The sequence below is a fragment of the Streptomyces sp. NPDC060031 genome, from assembly GCF_042736805.1.
Taxonomy (GTDB): domain Bacteria; phylum Actinomycetota; class Actinomycetes; order Streptomycetales; family Streptomycetaceae; genus Streptomyces.
The window spans coordinates 51,455-76,326 of record NZ_JBHWVM010000022.1 but is presented as its reverse complement, the minus strand read 5'-3'; the positions used below and the strand labels follow the sequence as shown (position 1 = coordinate 76,326).

The 24,872-nt window shown below is 71.8% G+C and carries 25 protein-coding genes; 10 read left to right on the top strand and 15 right to left on the bottom strand.

What is annotated here, in order from left to right; translation table 11 throughout:
* The first annotated feature begins 118 nt into the window (after window positions 1-118).
* On the top strand, window positions 119-1,963 hold the full coding sequence (locus tag ACFWB8_RS12925; protein ID WP_385225232.1) for a phosphoenolpyruvate carboxykinase (GTP): 1,845 nt from the start codon (window positions 119-121) through the stop codon (window positions 1,961-1,963).
* Between the two features lie 26 nt (window positions 1,964-1,989).
* On the opposite strand, the gene ACFWB8_RS12920 is transcribed toward ACFWB8_RS12925, so the two are convergent.
* The 4 genes from ACFWB8_RS12920 to ACFWB8_RS12905 form a co-directional block, all read right to left on the bottom strand.
* Window positions 1,990-2,622, bottom strand: a complete 633-nt coding sequence (locus tag ACFWB8_RS12920; RefSeq protein WP_385225276.1) for a hypothetical protein — start codon at window positions 2,620-2,622, stop codon at window positions 1,990-1,992.
* A 43-nt stretch (window positions 2,623-2,665) separates the two neighbouring features.
* A complete protein-coding gene (locus ACFWB8_RS12915; RefSeq protein WP_385225230.1) occupies window positions 2,666-4,273 on the bottom strand; it encodes a substrate-binding domain-containing protein in 1,608 nt (535 codons plus the stop codon).
* A gap of 113 nt (window positions 4,274-4,386) precedes the next feature.
* Window positions 4,387-5,574, bottom strand: coding sequence for a toxic anion resistance protein (locus ACFWB8_RS12910; protein ID WP_385225228.1), 1,188 nt, complete (start codon window positions 5,572-5,574; stop codon window positions 4,387-4,389).
* A gap of 14 nt (window positions 5,575-5,588) precedes the next feature.
* Entirely contained in the window at window positions 5,589-6,668 is a 1,080-nt protein-coding gene (locus ACFWB8_RS12905) for a substrate-binding domain-containing protein (protein WP_385225226.1), read from the bottom strand.
* Window positions 6,669-6,811: 143 nt separating this feature from the next.
* Here ACFWB8_RS12905 and ACFWB8_RS12900 point away from each other — a divergent pair, with 143 nt between their 5' ends.
* Entirely contained in the window at window positions 6,812-7,234 is a 423-nt protein-coding gene (locus ACFWB8_RS12900) for a hypothetical protein (RefSeq protein WP_385225224.1), read from the top strand.
* A gap of 306 nt (window positions 7,235-7,540) precedes the next feature.
* Here ACFWB8_RS12900 and ACFWB8_RS12895 read toward each other — a convergent pair whose 3' ends face one another.
* Together ACFWB8_RS12895 and ACFWB8_RS12890 are read right to left on the bottom strand one after the other, a co-directional pair.
* Window positions 7,541-7,933 (bottom strand): hypothetical protein, encoded by a 393-nt coding sequence (locus ACFWB8_RS12895; protein WP_385225222.1) that lies wholly within the window; start codon window positions 7,931-7,933, stop codon window positions 7,541-7,543.
* A 70-nt stretch (window positions 7,934-8,003) separates the two neighbouring features.
* On the bottom strand, window positions 8,004-9,215 hold the full coding sequence (locus ACFWB8_RS12890) for a pyridoxal phosphate-dependent aminotransferase (protein WP_385225220.1): 1,212 nt from the start codon (window positions 9,213-9,215) through the stop codon (window positions 8,004-8,006).
* Window positions 9,216-9,507: 292 nt separating this feature from the next.
* Here ACFWB8_RS12890 and ACFWB8_RS12885 point away from each other — a divergent pair, with 292 nt between their 5' ends.
* Window positions 9,508-9,984, top strand: a complete 477-nt coding sequence (locus tag ACFWB8_RS12885) for a macro domain-containing protein (RefSeq protein WP_385225218.1) — start codon at window positions 9,508-9,510, stop codon at window positions 9,982-9,984.
* A gap of 25 nt (window positions 9,985-10,009) precedes the next feature.
* The gene (locus tag ACFWB8_RS12880; RefSeq protein ID WP_385225216.1) at window positions 10,010-10,558 is read left to right on the top strand and encodes a GNAT family N-acetyltransferase; all 549 of its coding nucleotides are present in this window, start codon (window positions 10,010-10,012) and stop codon (window positions 10,556-10,558) included.
* On the opposite strand, the gene ACFWB8_RS12875 is transcribed toward ACFWB8_RS12880, so the two are convergent.
* The gene (locus ACFWB8_RS12875) at window positions 10,531-10,788 is read right to left on the bottom strand and encodes a DUF397 domain-containing protein (protein ID WP_385225214.1); all 258 of its coding nucleotides are present in this window, start codon (window positions 10,786-10,788) and stop codon (window positions 10,531-10,533) included. The two genes, ACFWB8_RS12880 and ACFWB8_RS12875, sit on opposite strands and share 28 nt — an antisense overlap.
* Window positions 10,785-11,579 carry a Scr1 family TA system antitoxin-like transcriptional regulator gene (locus ACFWB8_RS12870; protein ID WP_385225212.1) on the bottom strand — a complete coding sequence of 265 codons (795 nt, stop codon included), beginning with the start codon at window positions 11,577-11,579 and terminating at the stop codon, window positions 10,785-10,787. Before ACFWB8_RS12870 ends, ACFWB8_RS12875 begins: the two co-directional genes overlap by 4 nt.
* A 103-nt stretch (window positions 11,580-11,682) precedes the next feature.
* On the opposite strand from ACFWB8_RS12870, the gene ACFWB8_RS12865 reads away from it, so the two are divergent.
* A complete protein-coding gene (locus ACFWB8_RS12865) occupies window positions 11,683-12,090 on the top strand; it encodes an ATP-binding protein (RefSeq protein ID WP_385225210.1) in 408 nt (135 codons plus the stop codon).
* On the opposite strand, the gene ACFWB8_RS12860 is transcribed toward ACFWB8_RS12865, so the two are convergent.
* The 5 genes from ACFWB8_RS12860 to ACFWB8_RS12840 all read right to left on the bottom strand — a co-directional run bounded on the left by ACFWB8_RS12860 (window position 12,077) and on the right by ACFWB8_RS12840 (window position 16,860).
* Window positions 12,077-12,541, bottom strand: coding sequence for a nitroreductase/quinone reductase family protein (locus tag ACFWB8_RS12860; RefSeq protein ID WP_385225208.1), 465 nt, complete (start codon window positions 12,539-12,541; stop codon window positions 12,077-12,079). The genes ACFWB8_RS12865 and ACFWB8_RS12860 overlap by 14 nt on opposite strands.
* Before the next feature lie 131 nt (window positions 12,542-12,672).
* Window positions 12,673-12,858 (bottom strand): hypothetical protein, encoded by a 186-nt coding sequence (locus tag ACFWB8_RS12855; protein WP_385225206.1) that lies wholly within the window; start codon window positions 12,856-12,858, stop codon window positions 12,673-12,675.
* A 90-nt stretch (window positions 12,859-12,948) separates the two neighbouring features.
* Window positions 12,949-13,959, bottom strand: coding sequence for a YdcF family protein (locus ACFWB8_RS12850; protein ID WP_385225204.1), 1,011 nt, complete (start codon window positions 13,957-13,959; stop codon window positions 12,949-12,951).
* A 17-nt stretch (window positions 13,960-13,976) separates the two neighbouring features.
* Window positions 13,977-15,554 carry an amidohydrolase family protein gene (locus ACFWB8_RS12845; protein ID WP_385225202.1) on the bottom strand — a complete coding sequence of 526 codons (1,578 nt, stop codon included), beginning with the start codon at window positions 15,552-15,554 and terminating at the stop codon, window positions 13,977-13,979.
* A 13-nt stretch (window positions 15,555-15,567) separates the two neighbouring features.
* Window positions 15,568-16,860: an amino acid deaminase gene (locus tag ACFWB8_RS12840; RefSeq protein ID WP_385225200.1), complete on the bottom strand. Its 1,293-nt coding sequence runs from the start codon at window positions 16,858-16,860 to the stop codon at window positions 15,568-15,570.
* Between the two features lie 272 nt (window positions 16,861-17,132).
* Between ACFWB8_RS12840 and ACFWB8_RS12835 the strand changes: the two genes are divergently transcribed.
* Together ACFWB8_RS12835 and ACFWB8_RS12830 are read left to right on the top strand one after the other, a co-directional pair.
* Window positions 17,133-17,891 (top strand): IclR family transcriptional regulator, encoded by a 759-nt coding sequence (locus tag ACFWB8_RS12835; RefSeq protein ID WP_385225198.1) that lies wholly within the window; start codon window positions 17,133-17,135, stop codon window positions 17,889-17,891.
* A complete protein-coding gene (locus ACFWB8_RS12830; RefSeq protein WP_385225196.1) occupies window positions 17,888-18,298 on the top strand; it encodes a RidA family protein in 411 nt (136 codons plus the stop codon). The genes ACFWB8_RS12835 and ACFWB8_RS12830 overlap by 4 nt, the downstream gene beginning before the upstream one ends.
* Before the next feature lie 58 nt (window positions 18,299-18,356).
* Here ACFWB8_RS12830 and ACFWB8_RS12825 read toward each other — a convergent pair whose 3' ends face one another.
* Window positions 18,357-19,688 (bottom strand): M14 family zinc carboxypeptidase, encoded by a 1,332-nt coding sequence (locus ACFWB8_RS12825; protein WP_385225194.1) that lies wholly within the window; start codon window positions 19,686-19,688, stop codon window positions 18,357-18,359.
* A gap of 109 nt (window positions 19,689-19,797) precedes the next feature.
* Window positions 19,798-21,489, bottom strand: a complete 1,692-nt coding sequence (locus ACFWB8_RS12820; protein ID WP_385225192.1) for a chitinase — start codon at window positions 21,487-21,489, stop codon at window positions 19,798-19,800.
* A 394-nt stretch (window positions 21,490-21,883) separates the two neighbouring features.
* Between ACFWB8_RS12820 and ACFWB8_RS12815 the strand changes: the two genes are divergently transcribed.
* The 3 genes from ACFWB8_RS12815 to ACFWB8_RS12805 are packed head-to-tail and all read left to right on the top strand — an operon-like array spanning window position 21,884 to window position 24,870.
* Window positions 21,884-22,798 (top strand): hypothetical protein, encoded by a 915-nt coding sequence (locus ACFWB8_RS12815; RefSeq protein WP_385225190.1) that lies wholly within the window; start codon window positions 21,884-21,886, stop codon window positions 22,796-22,798.
* A 40-nt stretch (window positions 22,799-22,838) separates the two neighbouring features.
* A complete protein-coding gene (gene cpaB / locus ACFWB8_RS12810) occupies window positions 22,839-23,537 on the top strand; it encodes a Flp pilus assembly protein CpaB (RefSeq protein WP_385225188.1) in 699 nt (232 codons plus the stop codon).
* Between the two features lie 7 nt (window positions 23,538-23,544).
* Window positions 23,545-24,870: a CpaE family protein gene (locus tag ACFWB8_RS12805; RefSeq protein ID WP_385225186.1), complete on the top strand. Its 1,326-nt coding sequence runs from the start codon at window positions 23,545-23,547 to the stop codon at window positions 24,868-24,870.
* The last annotated feature ends 2 nt before the right edge of the window (window positions 24,871-24,872 follow it).

Below are 24,872 nucleotides of genomic sequence, written 5' to 3'. Positions count from 1 at the left end.
GCACACGCACCGGATGATCAGATGAGTGCGGTCGACACCGGATGAGCGGAGCGCGAAGCATCCGGGTCGCAGCCCCCACGGGGCCTACACCAAACACACCCCTCAACAAGGAGCAATCGTGGCGCGCGACAACGCGGCTCCCACTTCCGGCACGACCCGTCCGACCGAGCACGCGGGGCTCGTCTCCTGGGTCGACGAGATCGCGGCGATCACCGAGCCCGACCGGATCGTCTGGTGCGACGGCTCCGAGGCCGAGTACGAGGCCCTCTGCGAGGAGCTCGTCGCCAAGGGCACGTTCAAGAAGCTCGACGAGACCAAGCGCCCGAACTCGTACTACGCCGCCTCCGACCCGACCGACGTCGCGCGCGTCGAGGACCGGACCTTCATCTGCTCCGAGAAGGAAGAGGACGCGGGCCCGACCAACCACTGGAAGGCCCCGGCGGAGATGAAGGACCTCTTCTCCGGTGAGAAGGGCATCTTCCGCGGCTCGATGAAGGGCCGGACGATGTACGTCGTCCCGTTCTGCATGGGTCCCCTGGGCTCGGAGCTCTCCGCCATCGGCGTCGAGATCACCGACTCCGCCTACGTCGCCGTCGCCATGCGCACCATGACCCGCATGGGCAAGCCCGTCCTCGACGAGCTCGGCACCGACGGGTTCTTCGTCAAGGCCGTCCACACCCTCGGCGCTCCGCTCGCCGAGGGCGAGGCCGACGTGCCGTGGCCCTGCAACACCACCAAGTACATCTCGCACTTCCCGGAGACCCGCGAGATCTGGTCCTACGGTTCCGGCTACGGCGGCAACGCCCTGCTCGGCAAGAAGTGCTACGCCCTGCGCATCGCGTCCGTCATGGCCCGCGACGAGGGCTGGCTCGCCGAGCACATGCTGATCCTCAAGCTCACCCCGCCGCAGGGTGAAGCCGCATCTCCGACGTATCTCGCCGCCGCCTTCCCGTCCGCCTGTGGCAAGACCAACCTCGCCATGCTGGAGCCCACGATCCCCGGCTGGACGGTCGAGACCATCGGCGACGACATCGCCTGGATGCGCTTCGGCGAGGACGGTCGCCTGTACGCGATCAACCCCGAGGCCGGCTTCTTCGGCGTCGCCCCCGGCACCGGCGAGCACACCAACGCCAACGCCATGAAGACGATGTACGCCAACACCGTCTTCACCAACGTCGCGCTCACCCCGGACGGCTCCGACGTCTGGTGGGAGGGCATGACCGAAGAGGCGCCCGCGCACCTCATCGACTGGAAGGGCAACGCCTGGACCCCGGAGTCCGGCACCCCGGCGGCCCACCCCAACGCCCGCTTCGCCGTCCCGGCCTCCCAGTGCCCGACGATCGCCCCCGAGTGGGAGGACCCCAAGGGCGTCCCGATCTCCGCGATCCTCTTCGGCGGCCGCCGCGCCTCCGCCGTGCCGCTGGTCACCGAGTCCTTCGACTGGAACCACGGCGTCTTCATCGGCTCGAACATCGCCTCCGAGAAGACCGCCGCCGCCGAGGGCAAGGTCGGCGAGCTGCGCCGCGACCCCTTCGCGATGCTGCCGTTCTGCGGCTACAACATGGGCGACTACATGGCCCACTGGGTCAAGGTCGCCGCCGACAAGGACCAGTCGAAGCTCCCGAAGATCTACTACGTGAACTGGTTCCGCAAGAACGACGCGGGCAAGTTCGTGTGGCCCGGCTTCGGCGAGAACAGCCGCGTCCTGAAGTGGATCGTCGAGCGCCTCCAGGGCACCGCCGAGGGCGTGGAGACCCCGATCGGCATCCTGCCGACCGTCGCCTCCCTCGACACCGACGGCCTGGACATCCCGGCCGCCGACCTCGACTTCCTCCTCACGGTCGACAAGGAGGTCTGGCGCGAGGAGGCCTCCCTGGTCCCCGAGCACCTGAACACCTACGGCGACCACACCCCCAAGGAGCTGTGGGACCAGTACCACGCGCTCGTCGAGCGCCTGGGCTGAACCACGGCCACACATACCACGGCCGACTAGTCCCCGGCCGTTAGACGCGGGAGTCCCCGACCGGATTCCCCACGACCTTCCAAATAGGTCGTGTGCGTCTGCTGACGGCGGGCCTCCGTGTCACGGAGGTCCGCCGTCGTGCGTTCCGCCTCCTCGTACAGCACCGTCAGCTGCCGCTCCAGGTGCCGTTCCGGCGACTCGCCGCCCGGCGTGAACCGCGTCCACCAGCGCGTCCGGTCGTACGTGTGCACGCACTCCGGTACGTCCTGCGCGATGGCCCGCGACAGCGCGTGCACCGCCTCCGGGTCCGCGGCCAGCGCGTCGGCCACCCAGCCCGGCTCCAGCAGCGCCCCGTACAGCTCCAGCAGCGCGGCGAGCGGACCCGCGGCGGCCTGCGGCAGGTCCACCTCGGCCACGTACTCCCGAAGCCGCTCGAACTGCTCCCGGATCGCGTCCAGCTGCCGGCCCGGCTCCGGCGGGGGCGGCGGGACCCGCTCCGGCGGCGCGATCAGCGCGCCCGCCCCGTACAGCCCGGCGACCACCACCGGCCAGTACGTCCCCGCCACCCCGGTGACGGTCAGGCCCAGGCCCGCCACGCCGCACGCGCAGCCGGCCAGGTTCTTCTTCGACTCCAGGTAGCCGAGCGCCCGGGCCGCCACACCCGGTCGGCTCTGTCCGCCGTGCCCGCTGGGCCTGCTGTGCCTACTGGTAGCCACGGATCTCCTCGAAGGCCCCGTTCAGGGACCGGTCGCCGCCGGTGGCGTCGAAGAGCCGTCCGCCGGTCAGTTCGGTGATGTGGGTGAGCTCCTTGCGGTCCGAGTCCCCGAAGAGCACCGCGAAGACCGGCGTGCGCTTCTGCTCCTCGGGCAGGGCGGCGTAGAAGGAGTCGAAGTGCTTCGCCCCGACGCCCTCGGTGTTCTCGCCGTCCGTCATCAGCACGATCGAGGTGAACGCGTCCGCCCCGTCCTTGCCGAGGTGCTGGTAGGCCGCCTCCAGGCTGCTGTAGACCGCGGTACCCCCCTGCGGGGTCAGCGACTTCACGTCCCCGCGGATCGCGTCCAGGGCGGGCCCCGGATCGCCCGGCTCGACGACGTGCGTCAGCACCTCCTTCACCGTGCCGCCGAAGGGGAGCAGCGTCACCTCCTCGCGGTCGCGGAAGCGCTGTCCGGTGCCCGAACTGCCGGTCCCCGTCAGCTCGGTGAGCGCCGACTTGAGCCGCCCGATGCGGTCCTCCTCGGACATGGAGCCCGAGGTGTCCAGGACGTAGACGGTGCGCGAGGGCCGGCGCAGCTCGTTCTCGTAACTGGCCAGCAGCCCGTCGGCGACCGAGCGGGTGCCCGGGAAGGGCAGCTCGCGCCGCTTGTCGGCGTTCAGCCCGGCGGCCGGTGCGACCCCGGAAGCCACCGGCCGGCGGAAGGTCCGCTCGGTGATCGCCTTCTGGGCGTCGGCGCCGCGCAGGTACTCGGTCAGCGCCCGGCCCGACTCGCGGGCCCCGGCGGGGGCGGAGGTCAGCAGGGTCAGCGGGTAGTGGGCGGTGACCACGCCGTCGAGCGGCCGGACGACCGTCAGGTCCGTCTTCGAGTCCCGGTTCATGGAGAGCAGCACCGACTCGTAGTTCACCAGCGCGTCCACGTCCCCGCGCTTGGTGTACGCCGTCGCCAGCCAGCCCGAGGAGCCGGAGGTCAGCTTCTGCCCGGTGAAGAACTGCTTCAGCCGCGGCTGCGCGTTCCTCACGTCCGCGTCGGTCAGCGCGGCCTGCGCGCCGGACAGGGCGGAGGTCACCGATATCAGCGCGGAGAAACCGGAGTTGGAGCGTACGGGATCCGTCATGCCGTAGCTCAGCTTCCCGGCGGTCACGGCCTCGTGGACCGCCGACCAGGTGACCTCCTCGGGCTTCCACCCGAGCCGGGCCAGCGCCTGCGGCTTCACGCCGAGTGCGACGGGCGAGGACATCACCGGGGTCTCGCTGGACAGCTTTCCGACGGCCTCGGGGCGCAGCCGCAGGTAGTCGTTGGAGGACAGCCAGATCGCGTCGTACTGCCCGTCGGCCTTCCCGGAAGCGATCTGCTCGACGGCGTCGAGAGTCCCGGACCACGTCAGCTTCACCGTGACCCCGGTGGCCTTCCGCGCCTGCTCCAGCACCGGCTGCATGTCGGCCAGCTCACTGGATGCCAACACCCGCAGGGTCCCCTCCTTGTACGCGGTCGTCTTCGGAGCGTCAGGCTTTTCGGACGAGGTGCAGCCCGTGGCCGCGGCGAGCACGGCCAGCGCGGCGGCGCCGGCCAGCGCAGCCCGGCGGAGCCCGGGCACGCCCGCGCGTGCGACCGTCGCGTCAGCGGCACTTTCAGCCCCGCCGGCGTTTGAGTGGGGGTACCTCCCGGACGGAGTCCGGGGGAGGGTCCGGGCAGAGCCCGTAGCCCCCCTCACTGCGCACCCCCCTCAAGCGCGCCGGCCGTCCGCGTCCGCGCAAGGTACGCCGACGCAGTCTGAAGCTCCCCCGTCAGCGCCTCCACCGTCACCGCCATGTTCTCGGTGGCCTGCACCTTGAAGGTGTCGATCGCATCCAGCGTCGTGTAGATCTGCGCGAACGCCGACCGCAGGGTCTCCGCCCCCACGGCCGGATCAGCCGCGATCCGCTGGATCTCACCGCTCTGCGAGGACAGCATCTCCGCGTTCCCCCGGATCAGCTCCTCCGTCGTCCCCTTCAGCGCGTTGACCTGCTCGATCACCTTGCCCTGCGTCTCCAGCGCGGAGGCCAGCATCACCGCGATCCGCAGCGCGGACACGGTGGTGGTGGCGGCCCGGTCCACGCCCTTGATCAGCTCGTCGTTGTTGCGCCGCACCACGTCCATCGCCAGGTACCCCTGCGCGCAGACGGCCAGTTGGGTCAGCAGGTCCTGGTGCTTCTGCCGGACGGGGAAGAGCACGTCCGCGCGCATGGCGTCCGCGCCCTGCGGATCGGCGTACCCGGTCTCGGCGATCCGCTGCTCGACGGCCCCGTCCAGGGCCTCGGTGAGGACCGCGTACTCCTGGAGCTTGCCCATGGTCTCCCACAGGCGGGTCCGCTCGGTGTGCAGGGCCGCGTTGTCGCGGCGCAGCTCGTCTTGGCCGCCGCGCAGCGCGCCGACGATCCGGTTGAGGGTGGCCTGCGAGGAGGCGTACTTGGCCACGTGGTCGCGGAACTTGTTGCCGCCGGGCAGCTTCGCGAGCAGCCTGCGGGCGCCCTTGGCGGGTGTGTCGCGCGGGTCGAGGTCCTCGACCGTGCGCCGCAGTTCGACGAGCGAGCCCGCGACGCGGGCGGTCGCGTCGCCGCCGCCGTCCGGGCCGAGGGACCGTACGGCCCGCTCCAGCATCCGGTTGGACTGCTGGGCGGCGCTGCGGATGTCGGCCGAGCCGAGCCCGGCGATCTCCCCGATCCGGGTGGCGAACTCGGGGGAGCGGGCGTCGAGCCCGGCGAGCGAGCCGACGTACTCCCCGGCCCGGCGGGCCATCTCGTCGCGCACCCCGTCCTGGAGCGGTACGAGGCCGGCGGCCTGCTCCCGCTTGACGGGGGCGACGGGCTCGGGAGCGGTGAGGACGAGCGGGCCGTCCTCGGGCGGTGTCAGTGTCATGTGCGGTGGTCCCCCTATCCCTTGGCGCGCGCGGCCAGCGCCATCAGGATCTTGACGGTCGGTGCGCCGACCTGGCGGATGCCGGTCAGCCCCGGGTTGAGGTACGCGGCGTGCGGCGCGGTCGCGGCGGTGAACTCGGCGACGCCCTCCTGCGGGCGGAAGCCGTGGCGGACGGCCAGCTCGCGCAGCTTCGGGTCGGTGGCGAGCAGCGAGCCGAGCTCCTTGGCCTCGTCGCTGATCGGAACGAAGGTGTGCGGGGAGTTGACGGTGGTGTCCGGATACAGGACCACCATGTCGCCCGGATCCTGCTTCTGCTGGAGCAGGGCCGCCACCTGGGACTCGTAGGCCAGGATGAGCGGTTCACCGCTGCCGCTGATGAAGGACCGGAAGGGGTCGTCGGTGCTCTGTTCCAGGGCGCCCTGCACGGAGATCAGCTTGTGCATGAGCGGCGCGGTGCGCTCGACCGCGGCGTCGTCGCCGACGACTCCGAGGTTGTTGGCGACGTTGGAGGTCGCGGCGAGGAAGAGCGCGCCGGAGTTGGAGGTGGTCGGGTCGGTGGTCTTGATGAACACCGTGCCGATCAGCTCGGGATAGGCGGAGGTGCCGCCCTGCAGGGCCTGCCAGGTCCTGTCCTCCTGGGCGGCCTTGAGGTAGGGACCAAGGAGAAGGGTGCCGGAGTTCTTGCCGGTCATCTTGGCGAGGCCGTGCTCGGAGAGCACCTTGGCCGCGTTGGAGCGGGCGATGACGACGAGCGGGGAGAAGAAGGGCTTGGTGTTCTGCGCGCCCTTCAGGCCGGCCGCCGCCTCGATCTCCTTGGCGGGCTCACTGCTGCTGGGGAAGGCGAAGTCGAACTCCTTGAGGGCGAGTTGATCCATCGCCCAGGAGCCCGAGGTCTCCGTCTTCACGGTGTAGCCCTTGTCCGCAAGGGCCTTGACGACGTCCCGGTCACGAAAGAACTCGGACTTCTCGGACCCGATGACGCCTCGCACGGTCTTCGTTGCCGTGCCTTCCGGCTTGTGCCCCCCGATGGCGATGACGGCTGCGACGCCGCCGATCAGGAGGACCGCCAGGGCGATTCCCAATATGCGTCTCACGGGTGCAGCGTGCTCGCGGAAACCCACATTCCGCGAGGTCTTGAATGAACGTCAGGTGTCCAGCCGGTCCCACTTCGAAATGCTGTGTGGGCCCGTGGGTGCTGGTGAGCGGGGCGGGTGCCGAGGAGGATCGTGGCATGGGCGTGAGCGGGTTGAAGTGGCAGGGCTGGCTCGTCGGACTGGTGGTCCTGGCGGGGCTGCTGGTGTTCGCCCCGCTGGGGCTGTACGTCTGGGCCAGCGGCGAGCCGGGCGCGGCGCCGCCTCGGGCGGCCGTGGAGGACGTACGGGTCACCGGGTGCCGAATCGATCCGGCGAGCCGGCGCGTGGTGGCGACGGTCCAGGCGGCGGGCCGGCCCCAGGGCCTGGGGGCGTACGTCGTGACGGTCGAGTTCCGCGAGCGGGCGGACGCGGTCCCGGGCGACCGGGCGGCCCAGGCTTTGGTCAGGCTCCCGGGCGTCGCCCCGGCCGCGGTGGAACACGCAGAAGCCGTGGGCCCGGTCTGGCCGCCGTCCACGCCCCCCTGGTGCGGTGTCGCTGCCGCGGAGTTCCGCCCGACCCCGGGCTGACCACCCCGCGCCGCCGCTGCTGGGGCTCCGCCCCCGGCCCCCCGCGCCTCAAACGCCGGCGGGGCTAAATTCGGGCTGACGCCCTCACGCCTCAAACGCCGGCGGGGCTGGATTCGGGCTGGTGCCGGCCGCCTCGCGCCGCGTCGGCTGGATTGCCGCAGGGCAATTCCAGCCCCGCCGGCGTTTGAGGCGCGGGGTCCGGGGCGGAGCCCCGTAGTGCCCCGCGCAGCGGCGGTATCCCCCCGAGCAACCCCGCAGGGGACATGGCACCCGGTCCGGAGCCTCCGCGGCCCCGGACCGGGGCCGTCAGTGGGCGCCGGCCAGGTCCAGCGAGGACAGGGCGGCGGCGTGCGCGTCCATCCGCTCGGCGGCGAGGATCGCGACGGTGGTGTCCGCGCGGGACGCGGCGACGAGGAGCGCGCGGGCGGCGAGGTCGTGCGCGCGCTGGTGCAGCGCCGCGGTCTCCTCGGCGGCGCCACCCGCCGCACGGGTCGGCTGGGCCCCGCGCAGTCGCGCCACCTGCGCGGCGATCTCCGCGGCGGCGTCCTGGAGCCCGAGCTCGTCGGTCAGGGTGAGCAGCGCGGCGAGATGCCCGGCGAGCTGGATGTCCAGGGCCTCGCCCCGGCTGCTGTGCGGGTAGTCGCTCTGGTGGCCGCCCACACGGTGGACGACCGGCTTGGTGCGGATCGGCTCGTACATGAGGAGGCCTCCTGCGTGGGTCAGGAGACCATCCTACATTGGATTCGTTCTAAAGTTGAGCTGAATCCGGCTACGGCTGGCTGTAGCCGTCCAGGAAGTTCCCGATCCGGGTCACCGCGTCGGCCAGATCCTGGGCGGCGGGCAGGGTGACGATCCGGAAGTGGTCGGGCTCGGGCCAGTTGAAGCCCGTGCCGTGCACGACCATGATCTTCTCGGCCCGCAGCAGGTCGAGGACCATCTGGCGGTCGTCCTTGATCTTGTAGACCGAGGGGTCGAGCTTCGGGAAGAGGTACAGCGCCCCCTTGGGCTTCACGCAGGTGATGCCGGGGATCTGCGTCAGCACGTCGTACGCCGCGTCGCGCTGCTCCAGCAGCCGTCCGCCCGGCAGGACCAGGTCCACGATGGACTGCCGGCCGCCGAGGGCGGTGGCGATGGCGTGCTGGGAGGGCATGTTGGCGCAGAGCCGCATGTTCGCCAGGATCGTCAGGCCCTCGATGTACGACGAGGCGTTCTTCTTCGGGCCGCAGACCGCCATCCAGCCGGCCCGGTAGCCGGCGACGCGGTAGTTCTTGGAGAGCCCGTTGAAGGTCAGGGTCAGCAGGTCCGGCGCGATGGCGGCGGTATTGGTGTGCGTGGCCCCGTCGAAGAGGATCCGGTCGTAGATCTCGTCCGAGCAGACGACCAGGTTGTGGCGGCGGGCGATGTCCGTCAGCCCGCGCAGCATCTCGTCGTCGTAGACGGCGCCGGTCGGGTTGTTCGGGTTGATGATCACGAGCGCGCGGGTGCGGTCGGTGATCTTGCGCTCGATGTCGGCGAGGTCCGGCATCCAGTCGGCCTGCTCGTCGCAGCGGTAGTGCACTGCCGTGCCGCCGGCGAGGCTCACCGAGGCCGTCCACAGCGGGTAGTCCGGCGCCGGGACCAGCACCTCGTCGCCGTCGTCGAGCAGCGCCTGCATCGACATCTGGATCAGCTCGGAGACGCCGTTGCCGAGGTAGATGTCCTCGACGTCCAGCTCGATGCCCTTGGTCTGGTAGTGCTGCATGACCGCGCGGCGCGCGGAGAGCAGCCCCTTCGCGTCCCCGTAGCCGTGGGCGTTGCCCAGGTTGCGGAGCATGTCCTCAAGGATCTCCGGCGGGCAGTCGAAGCCGAAGGCCGCGGGGTTGCCGGTGTTGAGCTTGAGGATGCGATGACCTGCTGCTTCGAGCCGCATCGCCTCTTCGAGCACGGGGCCGCGGATCTCGTAGCAGACATTGGCGAGTTTCGTTGACTGGATCACCTGCATGACGGGAGCTTACGGGGCCCCGTGCGGGCGCGCCGCGCCATTTCACCCAGGGGTGCCGCGAGCGATATGTCCCGTTTCGCGCGAAGGGTGGGTGCGGGCGCCGCGCGTCCTTGGAATCCGGGGCCGCGCCACGGTTCCGGCCTGCGGAACGGCGGCGCCCCCGCGGCCGGGTCCGCGCCGATGTTGCGCTCGTCACTCCGGGAGGGTGCACACCACCCGGGTGACCCCGCCCTGTCAGTGGGGCGCTCTACGGTGTGGGGAGTGCCGTACGTCAGGGGGAGGGGTGAGGCACATGACACCGCTGAAGGTCATCGCGGGGGACGCGACCAGCCCGCAGGCCAAGGGGCCCAAGGTCATCGCGCACGTCTGCAACGACATCGGGGGCTGGGGGAAGGGCTTCGTGCTCGCGCTCTCCAAACGCTGGCCCGAGCCGGAGGCCGAGTTCCGGGCCTGGCACCGGCGCCGGAGCGCGAACGACTTCGGGCTCGGCGCCGTGCAGCTGGTGCGGGTCCGGCCCGACACCTGGGTGGCCAACATGGTCGGCCAGCGCGGCATACGCACCGGCAGCGGCGGCCCGCCGATCCGGTACGAGGCGGTCGGGCGCTGCCTCGGACTGCTCGCCGGGCACGCGATCGAGCTCGGGGCCTCCGTACACATGCCCCGCATAGGCTGCGGGCTCGCCGGCGGCAGGTGGTCGCGCATCGAACCGCTGATCACCGACGCGCTGTGCGCCCGCGACGTGTCGGTGACGGTGTACGACCACGGCTGAGACCGCGCATGGCAGCATCGGCCCCATGGAGTACCGGTACGCGACCGAGGCCGACGCGCCCGCCATGGCGGCTCTCTTCGCCGCCAACCACCACGACGCGCTGAGTGCGCAGCAGCGGGCCGCCCAGGGCTTCGTACAGGGCGCGTTCGACGAGGCCGCGCTGACCCGCATGGCCGGGGCCGGGGAACTGCTGGTCGCGGACGACGGGGGCCGCGTCGCCGGCCTGCTCGCCCTGTCGGTCGCGCAGGACCTGCCCGCCCCGCCGCCACCGGTCCTGGGCCTGCTCGGGGCGCAGGACACGCTGCGGTGGCAGGGCCGCGCGCTGAGCGAGACCCGCTGGCTGCTCTACGGCCCGGTGGTGGTCGACGCCGCCTACCGCGGCCACGGCGTGGCCCGGGGCCTGTTCACCATGGCCGTCGCGGAGGCGGCCGGCCGAGCGGACGCGGTGGTGGCGTTCATCGAGGCCGGGAACCTCCCGTCCTGGCGCGTCCACGTGGACGGCTTCGGCATGACCCCACTGGGCGACTACGTGGCCGCCGGCCGCACCTACAGCGCGGTGGCGGCTGCCGCCTGACCGTCGAGGAACGCAGCCCAGGCCGCGCCGGTCACGGCGAACCGGGGGCCGGCCTCGCCGAGTTTGGAGTCCCGGACGTGCACGGTGTGGGGGCACAGGGCGACCTCGACGCAGTCACTGCCTTGGTCATCGCTGTACGTCGACTTCCGCCAGTCCAGGGCGACTTCGATGCAGTTGGCGCCCTCGTCGTCGCTGTAACTGGACTTGAACCACGTGAGACCGCTGCTCATAGCTCCTCCGCGAGCTTCTTGATGAACTCCGCCGACTCTGCCGCACTGAGGGCGTTCATCCGGATCATGCCATGCGTCTGCGTGAGCGCACTGACCTTGTCCCGGTGGGAGTACATCGCCGTGGTCTTCTGGCCGTCGGCCCACGCCCACAGTTGGTGTTCGGGCGTCTCCATGAGGACGAGGGGGCCGCGCAGGGCCGCTCCACAGACCCGCCCGGAGGGCAGGACCTGGATGAAGACGTTCCGCAGATCGCTCAGCTTCAGGAGCAGGTGCAGTTGTCGGCGCATGACCTCCTTGCCGCCGACCCCCGTGCGCAGGGCTGCCTCGCCGATGATGAAGCCGTACACGGTCTTGATCCGGCGGCCCATCTTCTCCTGGCGTTCGAGTCGACCGCGGACGCGTTCCTCGATGGTCTCGGGGTCCAAGGGGGGAGAGCCGTCGCCCATCAGAGCCCGCATGTACTCCTCGCTTTGCAACAACCCCGGGATCAGCAACGGTTCGTAGTTGTTGAACGCGAAGCACTCCGCCTCCGCCGCCATGAACTCCTCGGACCGTTTAGGAAACGGCTCCGGCTTCATGTACTCCGAGACGGCCGCCAGCTTGCCGCCCGCGCCGAACATCGAGTCCGCGACCTGGAGGAGCCGCAACGTGGGCCGCCGGCGGCCCAGTTCCATCGACTTCACCGTCTCCGCGTCGTAATTGGCCTCCGCGCCCAGTTCCTCGCGGGTCTTGCCGGCCTCCGTGCGCCACAGCTTGACCTGGTTGCCGCCGTACCGCCACGCCTCGGTCATCGGTCCGTTCCTCCCCTCGCACCGGTACCGCGCGTGTACAACCAGCCCCGGTCTACGCGCGGTTACTCGCCCGGCCCATACCCCCGGCGCCACTGTATGGACCATGGATCACCCCATCGAGTGGCGCTACCCCCGCGCGCCCCGCAGCGTCCCTCACGCCCGCGCCCGGCTCGCCGCCCAGGCCCGGGAGTGGAAGCTGCCCGACGACACGGCCGAGACGGCCGTGCTCCTGCTGAGCGAGCTGATGGCCAACGCCTGCCGTCACGCCCGGGTGCCCGCCGGGCGGGAGGTGTGGGTGCGGTGCCTGCTGAGCGGGGAGCGGCTGCGCGTCGAGGTGCTCGATGCCGGGTGCGAGCTGCCCGTACCCCGCGAGGCGCGCCCGCTGGACGAGTCCGGGCGGGGGCTCGCCATCGTGGCGGCGCTGGCCGGGGCCTGGGGCGCGTACCCGAGGGAGTGCGGGATCGGCAAAGCCGTCTGGTTCGAGCTCGGCTTCGAGTTCACCGCTCGATGATCACCAGCGGGATCTCGCGGGGCGCGGCCGCCGCCTGGTAGTCGTCGTACGCGGGCCAGAGCGCGGTCATCGCCGCCCAGTACGTCTCGCGCTCCTCGGGGGTCGCCGTGCGGGCGCGGGCCCGGGCGGTGAGCGCGCCGACCTGGAGGCGGACCTCGGGGTGGCTGCACAGGTTCCGGTACCAGCCGGGGTGGTGGGCCGCGCCGTCGGCGGCGGCGAGGACGATGTAGCGGTCCTCGTCCCTGGCGTAGATCAGCGGGGTGCGCACCGTACGGCCCGCGACGCGGTCGAAGGTGGTGAGCAGCAGGGTCGGGACCCCGTGCCACAGGTGTCCGTCGGCGCCGGCGCTGGCGACGTACGCGCGCACGTGGTCGAGGCGGCTGCCGGGCGGCGGGTCGGCCGGGTGCTCCCAGTCGACGGCGGCGGTGGCGGGGGTGATGGCGGTCTGCATCCTGCTGTCCTCCGGATCGGGCCCCCGCGCGGCTAACGAGCGTCCACCGATTCTGGATGCGGTCGGCCGGTCCCGCACGGCAGGCGCGCGGGGGGAGCCCCCGGGGCCGGGCGCCGGGGGCGGGTCCGCGGCTACGGGAGGTAGCGCTCGATGACCTGCGGACCTTCCTTCTCGATCAGCTTGCGTGCCTTCTCGACCCGCTCCGGAGTCGGGTCGTGTCCGGTCGCCATCACCAGGTCTTCGGGGTCGTACGGCCGGTCGCCGCCCGTGTGGAGCCGGTCCGACCGCGTGGGCTGCTGGTCCGATTCACTGTCCATCGGGTACCTCCTCCTGTGTTCCCTGGCCCCATCGTCCGGCCGCGGTCCCATGAACGCACCTCGGGACGTCGGGACCCGGGGACCTCGGGATCAGAGGGTGCCCGCCGTGGCCAGCGTGCCGAGGGCGACCAGGGCGGCGCAGATGCCCAGGTTCACGGCCCTGTGCTCCCAGAACACGGCGACGAACTCGCGGATCGTGGCGCTCGGCCAGTAGTACCGGGCGGTGGGCGAGCCCAGTACCTGCCCGTTCACCCGGGCCTTGCGGGCCATCATCGCCGCCCGGAAGGCGTGGAAGTCGTTGGTGACCACCACGCACCGGTAGTGCGGGTCGTGCGCCGTCATGAGCTCGCGGCTGAACAGCATGTTCTCCTCGGTCGTGGTGGACCGGTCCTCCAGCACGACGTGCTCCTGCGGCACCCCCTGCGCGATCAGCCAGTCCGCCATCGCCCGGGCCTCGGGGACCTTCTCGTCCGAGCCCTTGCCGCCCGAGACGAGCAGCACCGGCGGCCGCCCGCCCCGGGCGAGCTGGGCCTCGTAGATCTTCTGGCCCTTGCGCAGGCGCGAGGCCAGCAGCGGTGGCACGCGGTCGCCGCCGATGAGGCCCGAGCCCAGCATGACCACGTGGTCGACGTCGCCGCGCACCCTGATCCGCCCGTACAGGAAGGCGTACCCGAGGAAGCAGAGGAAGGTGAAGGAGACGTACACGACGACCAGGGTCAGCGTCGCGACCATGCCGTCGAGGATCCGGGAGCCCTGCATGTCGACGGTGATCAGCAGCGCGATCATCGCGAAGATGCCCAGCCCCGCCAGCAGCGACAGCAGGTTGGCCGGGCTGCGGCCCTCCCGGCGGACCATGGTCACGCCGTTGCCGATCAGGAAGACGCCGAGCGCGAGGATGCCGAGGGTGGGGACGGCGAACACGAGCATCAGGACGGCCACGAACGCCCATTGCGGCAGTGCGGACACCTGGAGGAGCAGCGCGAACGACAGGGTGATGAAGGTCAGGCCGAGCAGCACCGCGTTGCGGAAGCGGCGGCGGTCTTTGCGGACGCTGAGGCAGAAGAGCAGGAAAAGCAGGGCGGCTAGGGCGAAGGCGACCATGCGGTTCATCGTAAGTGTTACGGATGGGCCGGTCCGCGGCGTACGGACCGTCCCGCGAGGACGTCCGTCCGGCGGCCGTCCCGCATCACGAAGCGCCCGTCGATCAGTACGTACGGGATCCCGGTGGGCAGCGCGCGCGGCCGCTCGTACGTGGACCCGGCCGCCACCGTGTCGGGGTCGAAGAGCACCAGGTCGGCGCGGTACCCCTCGCGTACGAGCCCCCGGTCGGGCAGCCGCAGGCGCGCGGCCGGGCGGCCGGCCAGGTGGGCGACGCACTCCTCCAGGGTGAGCACGCCCAGCTCGCGGACGTAGTGGCCGAGGTAGTGCGGGAAGGTGCCGTACGCCCTCGGGTGCGGCTTCGCGCCCTGCAGGATGCCGTCCGAGCCGCCCGTGTGCACGGGGTGGCGCATGATCGCCCGGACGTTCTCCTCGTGCCCGACGTGCTGGAGGATGCCCGTCCGCAGCCGGTCCTCCAGCAGGAGCCGCCGGGCGGCCTCCCAGCCGGTCAGGCGCGTGCCGACGTACGGGGAGAGCGCCGGATCGCCGACGCCCGCGATCTCGATCGTGGACCAGTCGACGGGGACGCCGTGGCAGCCGTCGGAGCCCTCCACCTCCAGTTCGCGACGGATCCGCTCGGCCTCGGCGTCGTCGCGCAGCCGCGCCAGGACCGCCTCCGGGCCGCCCTCGCCCGCACGGCTCGGGAGGAGCGCGACGAGGGTGGTGCAGCCGGGGGTGTACGGGTAGCTGTCGAGGGTGATGTCGCAGCCGTCGGCCAGCGCCGCGTCGAGGAGGGCCAGCAGCTCGGGGGCCCGGCCGGCGTTCTCCCCGAAGTTCATGGTGGCGTGCGCGAGGTGCAGCGCGCAGCCGGCCTCGCGGGTCAGCTCGACCATCTCGGCGTAGGCGGCGAGCGCGCCGCGGCCGTACGAGCGGTGGTGCGGGCAGTAGTAGCCGCCGTACCGGGCGACGACCCGGCACAGCTCGGTCAGCTCGGCGCCGGACGCGTACATGCCGGGGGTGTAGGTGAGCCCGGAGGACATCCCGACGGCGCCCTGCGCGAGGCCGTCGGCGACGAGCGTACGCATCCGGTCCAGCTCGGCCGGGGTGGCCGGGCGGTCCTCCCAGCCGAGGGCGTACGCGCGGACCGTGCCCTGGGGGACGAGGTAGGCGGCGTTGACGGCGATGCCCCGGCCGCCGTGGGCGGTGTCCAGGGCGTCGAGGTAGCCGCCGACGGTGCGCCAGCGGAAGTCGACGTCGTCGCCGGGGCCGTTCCAGCCGGCGATGGCGGCCCGCACCTCGCCGAGGGTGCGGTCGTCGACGGGGGCGTAGGAGATGCCGTCCTGGCCGAGGACCTCCAGGGTCACGCCCTGGGCGGCCTTGGCGCCGTGGTCCGGGTCGCGGAGCAGGGCGAGGTCGCTGTGGGCGTGCATGTCGACGAAGCCCGGGGCGAGGACGAGGCCGTGGGCGTCGAGGCTGCGCCCGCCCCGGGGGACCCGGCCGACCGCGGCGATCCGGCCCTCGTGGACGGCGACGTCGGCGGTGTACGAGGGCCCGCCCGTGCCGTCGACGACGCGGGCCCCGCGGATGACCAGGTCCATCGGGGTGCCGGACCTAGAAGAAGGTGCGGACGTAGTCGCTGACCGTGCCGTCCGCCTCCACGACCGGGATCAGCGGCCACTTCTCGAAGATCGTGCAGGGGTGGGACATGCCGAGGGCGACCCAGTCGCCGACGTCCAGGTCCTCGGCCGAGTCGGTCTCCAGCCAGGCGTGCTGGTCGGACAGCTTGGTGACGCGGATCCCGGTGGCGGGGCGCTCGGCGCCGTCAGCACCGTCGGCCGCGGTGCGCACCAGCTCGGCCTCCGGCAGGCCGAGGTCGTAGGCGATGTCGCGCTTGCCGGCGTTGACGAAGGCCTGGGTGGGGGAGGGGCGCGAGACGACCTGGGTCCAGAGGCGGAACGCCGGGCGCAGGCCGCCCTCCTCGGGGACGCGGTTGAAGGGAGTCAGGCGGGTGTACCAGCCGTGGTCGTGCGAGACGTACGCGCCGGAGCGCAGCAGGCGAAGGGTGGGCCGGGACAGCTCCGGGAGGTCGCCGAAGACGTCGGCGACGGCGTCGAACCAGGCCGAGCCGCCGGCGCTGACGACGATCTCCTCCAGGGCGGGGGAGAAGCGGCCGGCCTTGTCGAACTCGACCACGAGGCCGGTCATCCGGCGCAGGTAGGCGTGGACGTTGTCCGGGTCGGCGCCGGGCACCTCGGCCTCGTAGCCGGCGACGCCGACGAGGCGCAGGGTGGTGGAGGCGTGGGCGACGGCGTCGGCCACGGCGCGGCAGTCGTCGTCGCTGCGGGCTCCCGTGCGGGCGCCCTCGCCGGCGCCGAGCTCGACGACGACGTCCACGCGGACGCCGAGGCCCATCAGGGCGCGGTCCATGAGCTGTACGCCGCGTACGGAGTCGACGTAGCAGACGAAGCGGAAGTCGGGGTCGGCGGTGAGCTCGGCGGCTACCCAGCGCAGGGCGGCGGGGTCCACGAGCTCGTTGGCGAGGAAGATCCGCTGGATGCCGAAGGCGCGGTAGACGCGGGCCTGGTGGGGAACGGCGGCGGTGATGCCCCAGGCGCCGTGGTCGAGTTGGCGGCGGAAGAGCTGCGGAGCCATGCAGGTCTTGCCGTGCGGGGCGAAGGCGAGGCCGTGGCGGGTGGCGTACTCGCCGAGGGCGGCGAGGTTGTGCTCGAGCGCGGCGGCGTCGAGGGTCAGGACGGGGGTGGTGAACCCGCCGGTGTAGAGGTTGCGCCGCTCGGCGGCGAGGCGGCCGACGGTGAGGCCGGCGCTCTGCGCGTCCGGGGGCAGGCCCTTGAACCGGTGGTCCACCGGTTCGTCGGCGAGTGCCTTGACGGGGTCGCTGGCCATGTGGGTGCCTCCCGGGGTTGTGCGGTTGCGCTGTCCGCAACGGTCGTTGCGTATGCCGCTGCATGCTGTCTAACATCCCGGGTGACGGGCGGTCAACGCCGGTGCGGCGCCGCTGCCGGGGGCCAGCCCCCGGACCCCCGCGCCTCAAACGCCGGCGGGGCTGATTTTCTCCGGGCGGCCCCGGCAAAAGGCGGCATCAGCCGAAATCCAGCCTCGCCGGCGTTTGAGGCGCGGGGTCTGGGGCGGAGCCCCAGGAGACGAGAGGACACGGCGTGAGCCAGTCGGTGGAGCGGGCGCTGCGGATCCTGCCCGCGCTGGCCAAGGGGCCGGCCGGGCTGGGGGACGTGGCCGCGGAGCTCGACGTGCACAAGAGCACCGCGCTACGGCTGCTCCGGACCCTTCACGCACACGGCTACGTGTACCGGCAGGCCGACGGCCGCTACCGCCTCGGCGCCGGGCTCTTCGCGCTCGCCGCGGAGGCCGTCGAGAACCTCGACGTCCGCGACCTCGCCCACCCCCACCTCGTCGAGCTGAACCGGACCACCGGCCACACCGTGCACCTCGCCCTGCACCAGGACGACGAGGTCGTCTACGTGGACAAGGTCGACAGCCGCTACCCCGTACGGATGTACTCCCGCATCGGGAAGCCCGTACCCCTCACCGTCGCCGCCGTCGCGAAGGTGCTGCTCGCCGACCTCCCGGAGAAGGAGCGCGCGGCCCTGGCCGACCGGGTCGACTACCCCCGGTACACGGCCCGTTCGACCCCCGACGCCGCCGCCTTCCTCCGCGAGCTGGCGCTCGTACGGGAGCAGGGCTGGGCCACCGACCTCGGCGGCCACGAGGAGGCGATCAACTGCGTCGGCGCGCCCGTCCGCGGCCCCGGCGGGCGGGTCGTCGCCGCGCTGTCGGTCTCCGCCCCGACCGCCGCGGCCCCCGCCGAAGCGCTGCTCGAACTCCTGCCGCTCGTACTGCACACCGCCGACACCATCAGCCGGGAGTACTCCGGCTCCGCACAGGAAGACCCCTCATGACCGAGAAGACCGCCGTCACCCCCGCCACCCACACCGCTCCGCCCGCGAAGTTCTCGCACGGCGTGCGCAAGGGGAACATCCTCCAGGTCGCCGGCCAGGTCGGCTTCCTGCCGCACGTGGACGGCCGGGCGCCCACCCCGGCCGGGCCCACCCTGGGCGAGCAGACCCTCCAGACGCTGGAGAACGTCCGCTCCGTGCTGGAGGCCGGCGGCGCGGGCTGGGACGACGTGATGATGATCCGCGTCTACCTCACCGACACGGGCCACTTCGCCGAGATGAACGAGATCTACAACGCGTACTTCGAGGAGCAGGGCCTGAAGGAGGCCCCGGCCGCCCGTACGACCGTCTACGTCGGCCTGCCCGCCGGCCTGCTCGTCGAGATCGACGCCCTCGCCGTCCTCGGATGAGGGGAACGGCAAACGGGACGGGAAAGGGCGCCCCCCTGGCGGTGGGGCGCCCTGGTTCCTAGACGCAGTACTGCGACTGCTTGCCGATCGACCGGTACATGCAGTCCGCGTTCTCCAGGAGCTGGAGCACCGCTTCCTTGTTGCGCGCGGTCTCGCGGTCGATCACCTCGTCGGGCGGGTAGAAGCCGCCCCCGCCGTTCTCCGGGTACATCTCGAAGGTGTACGTGAAGATCTTCTGGTTGCCCCACATCCAGTCGTCGATCGTCCCGTCCGTGATGTACAGGTCGCTCGACTGCTCCGGCGTGTAGCCGTTGCTGTTCGCCATGCTCGTGCCGATGGTCTTGTACACCGCCAGGTCATCGGCGGTCAGGCCGGGCGCCGTGTCGTTGTACGTCCACCCGAACGGCCACAGCACCAGCTCGCTGTACGTGTGGAAGTCGATGGAGGCCGTGATCTGCTGCTTGCCGCCGACCACGCGGCTGCGTACGAAGTCCGCGACCACCTTCACCTCGGGCGCCGACTCGGCGGACGCGCCGCGGTAGGTCTCGGAGCTCTTGCTGCTGCTGGAGCCGCCGCAGCAGCCCCACTTGTAGTTCCAGTTGCGGTTCTCGTCGGTGCCCACGAACGAGGAGCCCGAGTTCGGCTGGCGGTTCTTGCGCCACGAGCGGTACGAGCCCGTCGCGATGTCGTACTCGCCGCCGTCCGGGTTCAGGTCCGGCACGATCCAGATCTCGCGCCCGTTGACCATGTTGGTGACCCGGGACTCGGTGCCGTACTTCGAGCCGAACTCCTTGAGCAGGTAGAGCGCCATCTCGACGGTCAGGTGCTCGCGGGCGTGCTGGTGGTGGGTGAAGAGGACCTCGGGCTCGTTCTCGTCGGTCGCGACGTTGTCGCTGATCTTGATCGCGATGATGTCCCGGCCCTGGTACGACTTCCCGATCACCTTCTTGCTCATGATCGAGGGGTACTGCGCGATGCGCTGGTCGATCTCGGCGTTCGCCTCGGCGTAGTTGTGGTACTTAGAGTCCGCCGAGGGGAAGTCCATCGCCTTGGCCGCGACGCCGGGCTCGGTGCGGGCCGGCGGGCCGGGCAGGGGCGTCAGCCTGTAGCCGAGCCCGCGCAGGGCCTTGGCCTGCATGGTGTCGGCGCTGACGACGACCGAGCGGGCGTCGACCTCGTCGATGGAGGCGCCGGTGCGGAGCAGGTCCGTGCGCTCCTGCGCGGTGGCCGGGCCCTTGATCTCGTACTGGACGATCGCCTCGTCCTGGGTGGCCGTGGACGGGGTGGGCGGGGGAGCTGCTGTCGCGCTCAGGCCGTAGGCGGGTGCGCCGAGCGCGAGCGCCAGCAGGGCCGCCGTGACGGCGGCCCTTCGGCGGTTGTGGAGCCGCATGCGTTCTCCTGGGTGGGAGTGTGGGGGTAGCCGTGCGGACGCGCACAGCGTGCTCTTGTGGCATGTCCGGGTCAAGAACCCGAATCGGCCACCCCCACACCACTACCTGCTAGGGCAGGCCGTGGACCTTGGGACCCACCGCATTGGACCAAGCGCTACCCGCCTTGGCGTCCCAGTTGGTCGACCAGGTCATCGCGCCGCGCAGCCCCGGGTAGGTCTTCGACGGCTTGAAGGACCCGCAGCTCGTGCCGCGCGCCAGGCAGTCCAGCGCGTTGTTCACGACGGTCGGGGAGACGTAGCCGCTGCCCGCGCCGCTCGGCGAGGCCGGGAGGCCGATGCCGACCTGTGAGGGGTCGAGGCCGCCCTCCAGCTGGATGCAGGCGAGCGCGGTGAGGAAGTCCACCGAGCCCTGGGAGTAGACCTTGCCGTCGCAGCCGTTCATGGAGCCGCTGTTGTAGTACTGCATGTTGACGACGGTCAGTATGTCCTTGATGCCCAGCGCCGTCTTGAAGTAACCGCCCTGCGTGGACTGCATGTCGATGGTCTGCGGGGCCATCGTGATGACGAGCGAGGAGCCCGCCTTCGAGGACAGCGAGCGCAGCGCCTGCGTCATGTACGTCGGGTTGAGGCCGTTCTCCAGGTCGATGTCGATGCCGCTGAAGCCGTACTCCTGCATCAGCGCGTACGCGGAGTTGGCGAGGTTGTTCGCGGAGGTCGAATCATTGACCGAGATCGTGCCCTTCTCGCCGCCGATCGACAGGATGACGGACTTGCCGGCCGCCTTCTTGGCGGCGATGTCCGCCTTGAACTGGGCGACGGTGTAGCCGCCGAGTCCCGCCGAGTCGAGGTTGAAGGTGATGGCGCCGGGCGTGGTCGTGGCGTCGGCGAAGGAGACGGCGATGATGTCGTACTGCGCGGAGACGTCGGAGATCCTCTGGACCGTCGCGCCGTTGTTGAAGTTCTGCCAGTAGCCCGTCAGGGCGTGCGGGGGGACGGACGGGTTCGGATTGCCGCCGCCGCCCGTCGTGGTGCCGGTCACCGCCGCGGACTTCGGTCCCTCGCCCGCCGCGTTGTACGCGCTCACCTGGAAGGAGTACGAGGTCGAGGCGGCGAGTCCGGTGACCTGGGTGGAGGTCGCGGACACGGTCTGGACGCGGACGCCGTTCTGGTACACGTGATAGCCGGTGGCCCCGCTGACCGCGTTCCACGAAAGGGTGAGCGCATTGGCGCTCTGGCCGGAAACGGCGGTCCCGGCCGGCGCGCCGGGCACGGACGGGCCGGGGTCGGTGCCGCCGCCCCCGTCGGGGCCGAAGACGCTGAACTCGTCGATCACGTAGGCCGGTTGGCCGTACCAGCCGTGCGTCCAGACGGTCACCTGGGTGGTGTTCGGGCCGGTGCTGAATGTGGTGGACAGCTTCTGCCAGCCGCCGCCCGAGCCGGGGGTCCAGGTGGAGACGTCCTGGGTGCCGGTGCCGGTCGCGCCGAGGTAGACGTAGCTGCCCTGGACCTGCGTGCTCAGCGTGTACGCCGAGTTCGGCTTGACCGTGACGGTCTGGCTGCACTGCGCGTTGTCCTGGCCCGCCGGGGTGCCCTTGAGGGCGCCTGCGCCGGTGTGGACCGGCGAGGAGACGGCGGCGCCGCTGCCGCCGGTACAGGACCAGTTGGCGAGGCCGGACTCGAAGCCTCCGTTGCGGACGACGTTGACGTCCGCGGCCTGCGCGGCCGTGGCGGTGAGGGCGGCCAGGCCCCCGGCGGTGAGGGTGGCGGCGCCCAGCAGGGCGAGGGAGCGTATGCGGTTCACGAGGGCTCCGGTGGGGGGAGGAAAGGGGATGAGGAGGAGCGGGGGGTGGGCGGGGGCGAGTGGGGTCGCCCGGAAAACGTTGCAGCGCAGCCAAGTTGGTCCAGACCAATCTCCCTGTCAAGAGTGTTTGCAATGTGGCTTGAAATGATCGGACTGCCGATCCCGGTTGTCCGGGTTTCCCGCCACCTGTGACATGTGCTCGCGGCACGGGAATCCTCAAGCCCCTGCCCTGCCAGGGACGACGCGGATATGGTGCTGGAGCAAGGGGCTCCGGCGGGGGAAGAGCGTTGATCGTTTGCGGTCGCGCAGGGTCTGTGCGGGCGCGGGACGGGGCGACGCCGGTGCGAGCCGGGAGAGAACGTCCGCGGTGTACGGGGTGAACAGGGGGATTCGCGTGCCGACCGCCATTGCTGTCACCAGCGCCGATCTGGTGCTGCCGGCCCCGGACCGGCACACCCCGGCGGCCGCCGTGCTGCCCCCGCCCGACCAGATCGACCTGGAGGGCTCCCTGGCCCACACGGCCGGCCTGCTCGAACGCCACGGGCACCTCGTGGTCGTCGTACCGCCCTGGCTGCCCACCGCCGCCGTCCGCCGGCTGCACACCGTACGGGCCATCCTGGAGAGCGACCGGATCGCGTTCCTCGACATCGATCTGCCGCCGCTGGGAACCGCCCTGCTGGTACGTCAGCTGCGCCAGCTCAGTGTCTGCGACTTCAGCCCCGGCGTGCTCGCCTCCGCGGCCCGGCTGCTCTCCCACTACGTCTACGCGGGCGCGCTGCTCGGTTCCGTGGCCAAGCTCGACCGGGTCCCCGTCGGGCTGAAGGCGCACGCCAAGTCCTGGGCGCCGAGCGCGCAGTTCGGCGTACTGGCCAACCCGGCACCGCACCTGGTCAAGCTCGGCGCCCCCGGGGCGCACGGGGCGCACGGGGGCGGCGGGTTGCCGCCCGGCCCCGAGTTCGCCACCCACCTCACCTTCGCCCGCGGCCAGCTCGCCTCCGACTGGGTCGCGGCCGAACTGGCCCCCGCCTGGCGGGTCCAGGGCGTCATGGAGAACCCGCTGCCGGCCGACTCGCCCGCCTGGTGGGGCACGCCGAAGCTGGTCGAGTTCGCCGCCGCCATCCCGGACCCCGCCGTCCTCTACCAGCTCGTCGCCTCGGTCCGCCGCGAGGAGTGCCGCTGGTGCGGCTACGAGCTCATCGGCGACCGCTGCGGCTTCTGCGCCGCGCCGCTGACGGCCCCGCCGCCGGGCCGCCCCGGGGCGGCCACGGCCGACCCGTACGCCGGCCAGTACTCCAGATCCAGATCCTGACCGTCCCGAAGACACGAAGAACGGCGAGGTAGTCCGGCAAATGAACTCACGCCAGCGCCGCGGCGTCATCCTGCTGCTCCTGTCCGTCCTGTGCGCCCTCGCGGCGTTCGGCGGGGTGCTCGTGGTGATCGGCGACGTCAACTCCAAGGTCGGGGCCGAGGTGGTCGCGTACCGCGTGAAGGGCGACATAGCGCCGTACAGCCCGCTGACGGCGGGCCAGTTCGAGGAGGTCACGGTCCCCGAGCGCTGGCTGTCCGAGACCGCCGTCACCGACCTCGGCGGACTCAAGGACAAGATCGCGCTCACCACCCTGAAGAAGGGCTCGCTGCTCCAGTCGGACATGTTCGTCGACAAGCCGCAGCTCCAGCCCGGGGAGCAGGAGATCGCCATCATGATCGACGCGGCGACCGGCGTGGCCGGCAAGATCACCTCCGGCGCCAAGGTCAACATCATCGCCACCTTCAAGGGCGCCAAGGACACCGAACCGTCCCGCTCGGTGATCATCGTCGCCAACGCCCGGGTCCTGGGCGTCGGCAAGCTCACCGCCCTCGACAAGGACAGCGGCAAGGGCCCGGCCGAAGCCGTCCCGATCACCTTCGCCCTGAACACCAAGGACACCCAGCGCGTCGCCTACGCCGAGTCCTTCGCGGAACACGTACGCCTGGCCCTGGTGGCCCCCGGCACCGACTCCGCGCCCGGCCCGAGCGACCGCACGTACACCCTCGACGGGGACAAGTGAGGCCCGGATGACGACCCGAATCCTCCCCGCGGTCGGCGACCCGGACGCCGCCCGCGCCATCGTGACCCTCATCGGCCAGCTCCCGGCCGCCGAACCGGCCGTCCCCGTCCCCGACTCCACGGCGCTGCTCGACACCCTCGCCCGGCTGGCCTCCGAATCCATCGACGACCTGCCCGAGGTGGTCCTGGTCCACGAGCGGATCGGCCCGGTCCCCGCCCTGGAGGTCATCCGCGAGGTCGCCCTGCGCTTCCCGGCGGTGGGCGTGGTGCTGGTCTCCTCCGACGCCGGACCCGGGCTCTTCTCCGCCGCGATGGACTCGGGCGCGCGCGGCCTGGTCAGCCTCCCCCTCGTGTACGAGGAGCTCGCCTCCCGCGTCCAGGCCGCCGCCCAGTGGTCCGTGGGCGTACGCCGCCACCTGGGCCGGGGGCCGGACCCGCGCACCGGGCCGGGCGGCCGGGTGGTGACGGTGACCGGGGCCAAGGGGGGCGTGGGCACCACCTTCGCGGCGGTGCAGTTCGCGCTGGCCGCGGCCGCCGCCGGACGGCGTACGGCCCTGGTGGACATGGACCTCCAGGCGGGCGACGTGGGCTCGTACCTCGACGTGCAGTTCCGGCGCTCCATCGCCGACCTCGCCGGCATCCAGGACATCTCGCCGCGCGTGCTCCAGGACGCGGTGTACGACGACCGCACGGGCCTCGCGCTGCTGCTGGCACCGGCGGACGGGGAGCGGGGCGAGGAGGTCGACGACCGGGCCACCCGGCACATCGTCGGCGCCCTGCGCGGCCGCTACGAGCTGGTCGTCATCGACTGCGGAACCCAGGTGACCGGCGCGAACGCCGCCGCCGTGGAGATGGCCGACGTGGCGGTGCTGGTCACCACGCCGGACGTGGTCGCGGTGCGGGCCGCGAAGCGGATGGTCCGGATGTGGGAGCGGCTCCAGGTGCGCAAGGCCGAGGACACCTCGATGGTCGTCAACCGCTGGACCAAGCACACCGAGATCCAGCCCGCCCTGATCGAGAAGATCACCAAGACCCGGGCCACCCGCACCCCCGTCCCGGCCGCCTTCAAGGAACTCCAGGCGGTCGTGGACGCGGGCCGGGTGCAGGACCTGGACAACCGCTCGACGGTGAAACAGGCCCTGTGGGCCCTCGCGGGCGAACTGGGCCTGCTGGCCCCGCCGCAGGACCCGGCGGCCGCCGCCGCGCCCGAACCGCCCGGCGGCGGCTCCGCCCTGGCGGTCCGCCCCTCCGGGCCGGTGGCCCGCCTGCGCGGCGGCGACCGGGGCGCGCTGGGCCCCCTCGGCGCCTGGTCGCGCCGCGGCCGGGAGGGCTGACG